Genomic DNA, 7,461 nt, shown 5'->3' with positions numbered 1-7,461 from the left:
AGGTGGCATTGGTTCTATCACATCTGCCGGTTTATCTTCAGCGGCGGCTTGCTCGGGTACTATCTTTTCCCCTTCAGAGGCTTCAGCGGGTTTCGGCGCCATCGTTTTCATATTGAAACGTGGTTTAAACCCTGGCTTTGGCGCTGTGTTTGTTTCTGCAGGTGGCGGTGTTTCTGCCACATCTGCCGGCTTATTTCCTGTAGCAGTTGGTTCAGCTTTTTCTTCAGCAGTCTCAGTTGGTTTTGCTGCCATCGTTTTCATGTTGAAACGCGGCTTAAAGCCTGGCTTTGGTGCTGTAATTTCTGATGGTGCCGGTTCTGCGGCAGGCTCAGCTTCCGGTTTTACCCCTTCTGCTTCTGCAGGTTTTGGCGCGGCCATTTTCATGTTGAACCGCGGTTTAAACCCGGGTTTCGGTGTTGTACCTTCCGATGGAGTTGTTTCCGCAGCAGGTTCCTGCTCTGATTTTGCTTCATTCGCTTCCGCAGGTTTTGGCGTTACCATCTTCGCATTAAAACGTGGCTTAAAGCCGGGTTTCGGTGCGGCAGCCTCTGCCGATGCCTCGGTTTGCGGCGTGGCGGGTTGTTCAATAGCCGGGGCATCATTTTGCCCGGTAACAGGTTCTGCCGGTTTACTTACCATACCCGGTTTAAACCTTGGCTTAAAACCTGTAGATGGTACCGCAATGTTGTCGGTTAAAGTTTCAACAATGGTTTGTTCGGCAAGCTGGTTCTCCTGGTGTATTTTCTCCGGCTTAAGCGCGGGTGCCAGGTGGTATTGCAGCCTTAATTTATTGAACCAGTATTTTTTGGTATGATCGAAGCTTTTTTCGCCCATCTGGGTAAAGTGCTTTTCAAATTCGGCAAACAGGCCCGGCTCTGCTGCCCTTAAGGCAACCAGGTCTATCCGCTTCTTATTAAAAAACTCTTCGAAAGTCATGTGTTATTTAGATGTAAGAGCCAAGAATCAAGATACAAACTAAATCCTGGTTCCTGATTCTTTACTCTTGATTCTATATTCTACAAAGCAACGTCCACATCCAGCGCATTAAAGTGGATGCCGGTTGGGGTTTGTTTCCAGTCCTCGCGCTCCTCATCTGTAGCGTTCATCAGTTTGGGAAACCACTCCAGCGGGAACGCCTGTTGTTTACCATCAGGTTTTTCTACAAAAAGCAAACCATTGGCAAAGGTTACCTTAACTTTTTTTTCCTGCTTGCTTGATGAGAATAGTGGCATGGTGTATTAATTCAAAAGTTAAAATTCAAAAGTCAAAAAGGTCGCTTCAGTTGCAAAGTCAGGAGATTGCTTCGTACCTCGCAATGCTGCGCGGTTATTTATTCCGCCATATTATGGTAAACGGCCTGCACATCATCGTCTTCCTCTAAACGGTCAATGATCTTGAAAACATCAACAGACTGCTCTTCGGTTACCGATATGTTTGATTGTGCAACACGCTCCAGCTTGGCCGATTTGGTTTCGATACCTATCTCTTCCAATGCTTTTTGCATTTTACCAAAGTCTTCAAAAGCGGTGTGTAAAACCGCTACGTCGTTTCCTTCTTCGTCGGCCTCCACAAAAAGGTCTTCAAGGCCGGCATCAATCAGTTCAAATTCCAGTTCTTCCAGGTCGCGGTCGCCCGGGTCAAATGTAAATACCGATTTACGGCTGAAGATAAAATCAAGCGACCCGGTTTTACCTAGTGTGCCGCCATATTTGGTAAAATAGCTGCGCACGTTGGCAACGGTACGGTTAAGATTATCGGTAGCAGTTTCTACCAATATAGCCACACCGTGCTGCGCGTATCCTTCGTATACAATTTCTTCGTAATCTTTTTCATCGCGGCTGGTAGCGCGTTTTATAGCAGCTTCTACCCTATCTTTAGGCATGTTAACCGCCTTTGAGTTTTGGATAGCCGTACGCAGGCGCGAGTTAGTGTTGGGGTCTCCGCCACCGGCTTTAACCGCCATTACAATCTCTTTACCCAAACGGGTAAACTGCACCGCCATTTTAGCCCAGCGCTTAAATTTTCTCTCTTTACGGAATTCAAATGCTCTTCCCATATTGTTTTCTTTGTCCAGGGTCCATGAACTATAAACCATGGACACAGCGAATATAATATTGTTTTCTTAAATAATCTTTTTCAGGTTTGTCAGCATGTCCTCCGTTATCTTCGGAAGATCGTACTCTAAAGCCCATCCCCAGTCTTGCTGCGCCTGTGTATCATCTATCGATTTTGGCCAGCTATCGGCAATTGCCTGCCTCGGGTCGTTATCTGTGTAGCTCATTTCAAAATTGGGCAGGTGTTTCTTTATCTCTTCGGCCAGCTGCTCGGGTGTAAAGCTGATACCGGCAAGGTTGTAGCTTGACCGTATCTTAATGCTTTCTGCCGGGGCATCCATCAAACTAATAGTAGCTCGGATGGCATCATCCATATACATCATGGGCAAAGCCGTTTGCGATGACAGGAAACCCTGGTATTTTCCCTGCTTTAACGCTTCGTGGAAAATATGCACAGCATAATCGGTAGTGCCGCCACCCGGGTTGGCACGCCAGCCGATTAGGCCGGGGTATCGGATGCTGCGAACATCTACACCATATTTTTCAAAATAATATTCGCACCAGCGCTCGCCGGCCAGTTTGCTGAAACCGTAAACCGTGTTAGGGTCCATTACGCAATACTGCGGCGTATTATATTGTGGCGAGTGCGGGCCAAATACCGCGATAGAGCTTGGCCAGAAAATTTTGGCGGTTTTAAACTCCACGGCAAAATCAAGCACGTGCAGCAGGCCGGTCATGTTTAGGTCCCAGGCCATTTTGGGTTTTTGTTCGCCTACGGCAGATAATATGGCTGCTAATAAATATACTTGTGTGGGGCGGTGCTTTTCAAATAAATGATGCAGGTTATCTTTATCCATCACGTTCGCAAACTCGAACGGGCCGCTGTTACGGATGGCATAATTAGGGCTGTTTATATCTGATGCTATAACGTTTTCGGCACCATGAATGCCTCTTAACGCGGTTACCAATTCGGTACCAATTTGCCCATTGGCGCCTATTACTAAAATCTTTTCGCTCATGCAATCACGGGTTTGGCTACAAAGGTAAAAATTTGCATGAAAACCTTTAATTTTTACCAAAACAAAGGTTTATAGACTAAATTGGTAGACAAACTGGTGAATAAAACGAAAATTTTTCGCATATTTGGAGTTTAGTTTATTTATATAATCACATAACAAAAATGAAAGTCGCAGTAGTAGGTGCCACCGGGCTGGTAGGCACTAAAATGTTGCAGGTTCTTGCAGAACGCAACTTCCCCGTTACAGAATTAATTCCCGTAGCTTCCGCTAAAAGTATTGGTAAAGAAATTACTTTTAAGGGTAAGCAGTTTAAGGTGGTTTCTGTTGAGGATGCGATAAAGATGAAGCCCGATGTAGCTATTTTTAGCGCGGGCGGCAGCACTTCGTTAGAGCAGGCTCCACTTTTTGCAGCAGCCGGCATTACCGTTATTGATAACTCATCGGCCTGGCGTATGGACCCCACCAAGAAACTGGTTGTGCCCGAAGTAAATGCTGATGTTTTAACAGCTGATGACAAGATCATCGCTAACCCAAACTGCTCAACCATACAAATGGTAGTGGCCTTAAAACCGCTGCACGATAAATATAAAATTAAACGCGTGGTGGTATCAACCTACCAGTCGGTAACCGGTACCGGCGTTAAAGCGGTTGAACAACTTTTTAATGAGCGTAAAGGCATCGACGGGCCAATGGTTTATCCTTACACCATCGACCTGAACGTGATACCTCAGATTGATGTATTTACCGAGAACGGTTACACCAAAGAGGAAATGAAAATGATATTGGAGACCAAAAAGATAATGGGCGACGATAGCATTAAAGTTACCGCAACTACCGTGCGCATCCCGGTTATGGGTGGTCACTCAGAATCTGTAAACATTGAGTTTTTGCACGATTTTGACCTGAGCGAGGTACGCGAGCTTTTAGCAAACTCGCCGGGTATTGTTGTGGTTGATGACCCTGCAAACCTGAAATACCCAATGCCGCTTGATGCGCATGATAAGGATGAGGTTTTTGTTGGGCGCCTTCGCCGCGATGAAACCCAGGACAACACCCTTAACTGCTGGATAGTATCTGACAACCTGCGTAAAGGCGCTGCTACCAACGCCGTGCAAATTGCCGAGTATTTGGCAGCTAAAAACTTGATTGGGCAGGCTGTAGAGGCGTAGTTAGAGATTAGTTTTTTTACCACATATTTAATAGGGATGATCTGATGATTATCCCTATTTTTATTTCAATGAAACCTGTTAAAATATTATTGTTTGTTGCCGGCTGCTTTATGTCGGTAACTTCATTCGCGCAAAGCGCAAAGGCTATTGAGGCCGACTTACTCAGCTCATTTAATAAACTGGAGTATTGGGACCATTTGCAACGCAAAGGTACGGATGGCGCAAGCGACTCGCTTGAAACAGCAAATGACGTTTTTGAAGCTAAATTAAAGAACTACACAGTTAAATATCCGGCAACCATAACAGAGCCTTTTACCGCTTTAAAAAAAGCGCATATGGACATTTTTACATCAGGTGATGGCTTGTTCAGAATCTATTCATGGGAAACATGGATGGGCGGTACCATGCGCGATTTTTCTAACTTAATGCAATACAAAACCGGGCAAACAACAAAGGCCTTGTTGTATACTACTACCGCGGATGTTTACGTGCCTTTTTACAGCAATCTTTATACTTTTAAGAATGGTGCTAAAACATACTACCTGGGGATATATAATGGCATATATTCAACTAAAGACGTAAGTACCGGCATTAAAATATTTGCTATAGAGAACGGCAAGCTTAATGATGATATAAAACTGATAAAGACCCAATCCGGGTTACGCAATAAGCTAAGCTATAACTACGATTTCTTTTCGGTGGTGGATATAGCCATTGAGCTAAGGCCAACCATAACCTTTGACGAGGCGACTAAAACAATAAAACTTCCATTGGTTAACAGTAAAGGGGCCATCACCGGCAAATTTATTCTCTATAAATTCAACGGTCAGTACTTCGAAAAGGTAAAAAATTAAAATTCCCGGCCAATTTAAACTTTCTTAAAACTAAAATTTTAGCCACTTGTAGTTAATATACATCTAAATGTATAACCTATAAAAACTACAGTTATGGCTGATTTAAGTAACAAAAAAGTAGCAATACTTACCGAAGAAGGATTTGAGCAGGTTGAATTAACCAGCCCTAAAGAAGCATTGGAAGCCGCAGGCGCAACCGTGCACATTGTATCGCCAAAAAGTGGCAAAATAAAGGCCTGGGATAAAGACAAATGGGGCATTGAAGTTGATGTAGACAAAAACCTGAGCGATGTTAGTCCGGATGATTATGACGCGCTGGTATTGCCCGGTGGCGTACTAAACCCCGATAAGCTGCGCCAGAACAAAGATGCAGTAGCCTTTGCTTCCGCGTTTTTGGACGAAGGCAAACCATTGGCAGCAATTTGCCACGGCCCGCAGTTGCTGATAGAAACTAATATGCTGAAAGGCCGCAGGCTCACCTCCTACCCATCACTGCAAACCGACCTTAAAAATGCCGGTGCCGATTGGGTTGATGAGGAAGTAGTAACAGATAATGGTTTAGTGACCAGTCGCCGCCCTGCAGATCTGGAGGCATTCAATAAAAAGACGATTGAGGAAATTGCTGAAGGGGTACATGTGTAAAGCTCTTCTAAAAACCATGTCATTGCGAGAAGCGTAGCGACGTGGCAATCTTAGATAGGACAAGAGGATATGCTGAGATTATTAATAAATTTAATTTTTCTTCAAGGCATTAATGAGCTCCCTACGGTCGGTTGTCCACGCTATCGCTCGCAATGGGATAGTTTTTTACCATCACTGCGAGGGTTTCTTTTTATCTTTACCCCATGCCTCAACAAAAAGCTGTAATTATTGGTGCCGGTATAGCGGGCATAGCTACGGCTATCCGTTTGGCGGTTAAAGGTTATACGGTTGAGGTTTATGAGGCAAACGGTTACCCGGGCGGCAAACTCTCCGAAATCGAGCAAAACGGTTATCGCTTTGATGCCGGGCCAAGCCTGTTCACCATGCCGCAATATGTTGATGAGCTTTTTTCGTTGGCTGGTAAAAACCCTGCCGACTACTTCGCCTACCAAAAGCTGGATGTTGTTTGCAAATACTTTTACGAGGACGGCACACGCCTAAGCGCCTATGCCGATACCAAACAGTTCGTTAAAGAGATAGAAACACAAACCGGTGAACCTGCTGCATCCGTAGTAAAACACCTGGCCAACAGCCGGGATATTTACAGCATTACCAACCATGTGTTTTTAGAACGATCGCTGCACAGGCTGAAAACTTATTTGCGGTGGGATACCCTACGGTCAATATTCCGTTTTCCACAGATCGATCCGTTCCGTACTATGCACAAGGCTAATGCATCAGGATTTAAGGATAAGCGTGTAGTACAATTTTTCGACCGTTATGCAACCTATAATGGTTCCGACCCATACCAGGCACCGGCTACATTAAATGTGATTCCACATCTTGAGCATCATTTCGGCGCGTATTTCCCTGATGGGGGCATGTATAGCATCACCCTAAGCCTGGTGAAACTGGCAGAGGAGTTGGGCGTAAAGTTTCATTACAATTATAAGGTGGATGAAATTGTTGTGATTAATGGTAAAGCCAAAGGCATCCGTGCAAAAGGCGAAAATATTTTGGCGGATGTGGTGGTATCTAATATGGATGTGTGGTTTACATACAATCGTTTACTGAGCAAGCATCCGCAACTGCACCCGAAGAAAATTTTGAACCAGGAACGCAGCAGCTCGGCATTGATATTTTACTGGGGGATAAAAAAGCAATTTCCTGCACTCGATCTCCATAACATATTCTTTAGTGCCGATTATAAAGCCGAGTTTGAGCACATCTGGCAACAGCAGGATATTTATAAAGACCCTACGGTTTATCTCAATATCAGTTCGAAATTAAAACCGGATGACGCCCCCGAGGGCTGCGAAAATTGGTTTGTGATGATCAATGTACCCGCCAATAACGGGCAAATCTGGACTCAATTGATTGCTGATGCCCGCAAAAACATCATTGCTAAGCTATCCCGTTTATTAGGCGAGGATATCGAGTCGCTAATCGTTAATGAAAGCATCCTCGATCCGCGCAGCATAGAGAGCAAATCATCATCATACAAGGGGTCGATATATGGCACCAGCTCCAACAACCAGTTCGCGGCGTTTTTGAGGCATGCTAACCAATCGTCAAAAGTAGAGGGTTTATATTTTTGCGGGGGAAGTGTGCATCCCGGTGGAGGCATCCCACTTTGTTTGCTATCGGCGAAGATAGTGAGCGGTGTAATAAATTAACCGTCACCCTCTTTTATAAACCTTTCGAGCGAGCAGAAGTGGGACTT

At 44.8% G+C, this 7,461-nt stretch carries 7 protein-coding genes and 1 pseudogene; 4 read left to right on the top strand and 4 right to left on the bottom strand.

Features of this window, described 5'->3' with window-relative positions:
• From WC615_RS21770 to WC615_RS21755, 4 genes and pseudogenes are all read right to left on the bottom strand, one after another.
• Positions 1-936: pseudogene (locus WC615_RS21770) on the bottom strand (hypothetical protein); the annotation flags it as partial.
• Between the two features lie 80 nt (positions 937-1,016).
• Positions 1,017-1,232 carry a DUF2442 domain-containing protein gene (locus WC615_RS21765; RefSeq protein WP_191177325.1) on the bottom strand — a complete coding sequence of 72 codons (216 nt, stop codon included), beginning with the start codon at positions 1,230-1,232 and terminating at the stop codon, positions 1,017-1,019.
• A gap of 98 nt (positions 1,233-1,330) precedes the next feature.
• Positions 1,331-2,056: a YebC/PmpR family DNA-binding transcriptional regulator gene (locus WC615_RS21760; RefSeq protein WP_372980154.1), complete on the bottom strand. Its 726-nt coding sequence runs from the start codon at positions 2,054-2,056 to the stop codon at positions 1,331-1,333.
• A 66-nt stretch (positions 2,057-2,122) separates the two neighbouring features.
• A complete protein-coding gene (locus tag WC615_RS21755; RefSeq protein ID WP_372980153.1) occupies positions 2,123-3,073 on the bottom strand; it encodes an NAD-dependent epimerase/dehydratase family protein in 951 nt (316 codons plus the stop codon).
• 161 nt (positions 3,074-3,234) lie between these two features.
• Between WC615_RS21755 and WC615_RS21750 the strand changes: the two genes are divergently transcribed.
• The 4 genes from WC615_RS21750 to crtD all read left to right on the top strand — a co-directional run bounded on the left by WC615_RS21750 (position 3,235) and on the right by crtD (position 7,414).
• Positions 3,235-4,242 carry an aspartate-semialdehyde dehydrogenase gene (locus WC615_RS21750; RefSeq protein WP_372980152.1) on the top strand — a complete coding sequence of 336 codons (1,008 nt, stop codon included), beginning with the start codon at positions 3,235-3,237 and terminating at the stop codon, positions 4,240-4,242.
• A 68-nt stretch (positions 4,243-4,310) separates the two neighbouring features.
• Positions 4,311-5,096 (top strand): hypothetical protein, encoded by a 786-nt coding sequence (locus WC615_RS21745; RefSeq protein WP_372980151.1) that lies wholly within the window; start codon positions 4,311-4,313, stop codon positions 5,094-5,096.
• A 93-nt stretch (positions 5,097-5,189) separates the two neighbouring features.
• Positions 5,190-5,738 carry a type 1 glutamine amidotransferase domain-containing protein gene (locus tag WC615_RS21740; protein WP_191177330.1) on the top strand — a complete coding sequence of 183 codons (549 nt, stop codon included), beginning with the start codon at positions 5,190-5,192 and terminating at the stop codon, positions 5,736-5,738.
• Between the two features lie 203 nt (positions 5,739-5,941).
• Entirely contained in the window at positions 5,942-7,414 is a 1,473-nt protein-coding gene (gene crtD / locus WC615_RS21735) for a 1-hydroxycarotenoid 3,4-desaturase CrtD (RefSeq protein WP_372980150.1), read from the top strand.
• Positions 7,415-7,461: the final 47 nt, after the last annotated feature.

The organism is Mucilaginibacter sp., from assembly GCF_041663085.1.
In the GTDB taxonomy this organism is placed as follows: Bacteria; Bacteroidota; Bacteroidia; order Sphingobacteriales; family Sphingobacteriaceae; genus Mucilaginibacter.
The sequence above is the reverse complement of the archived record's forward strand: the minus strand, read 5'-3'. Positions and strand labels throughout refer to the sequence as shown.

Excerpts from the sequence above, each read along its gene's own strand:
- WC615_RS21755 (WP_372980153.1), bottom strand. The coding sequence starts at position 3,073 with ATGAGCGAAAAGATTTTAGTAATAGGCGCCAATGGGCAAATTGGTACC.
- WC615_RS21760 (WP_372980154.1), bottom strand. The coding sequence starts at position 2,056 with ATGGGAAGAGCATTTGAATTCCGTAAAGAGAGAAAATTTAAGCGCTGG.
- WC615_RS21740 (WP_191177330.1), top strand. The coding sequence starts at position 5,190 with ATGGCTGATTTAAGTAACAAAAAAGTAGCAATACTTACCGAAGAAGGA.
- crtD (WP_372980150.1), top strand. The coding sequence starts at position 5,942 with ATGCCTCAACAAAAAGCTGTAATTATTGGTGCCGGTATAGCGGGCATA.
- WC615_RS21745 (WP_372980151.1), top strand. The coding sequence starts at position 4,311 with ATGAAACCTGTTAAAATATTATTGTTTGTTGCCGGCTGCTTTATGTCG.
- WC615_RS21750 (WP_372980152.1), top strand. The coding sequence starts at position 3,235 with ATGAAAGTCGCAGTAGTAGGTGCCACCGGGCTGGTAGGCACTAAAATG.
- WC615_RS21765 (WP_191177325.1), bottom strand. The coding sequence starts at position 1,232 with ATGCCACTATTCTCATCAAGCAAGCAGGAAAAAAAAGTTAAGGTAACC.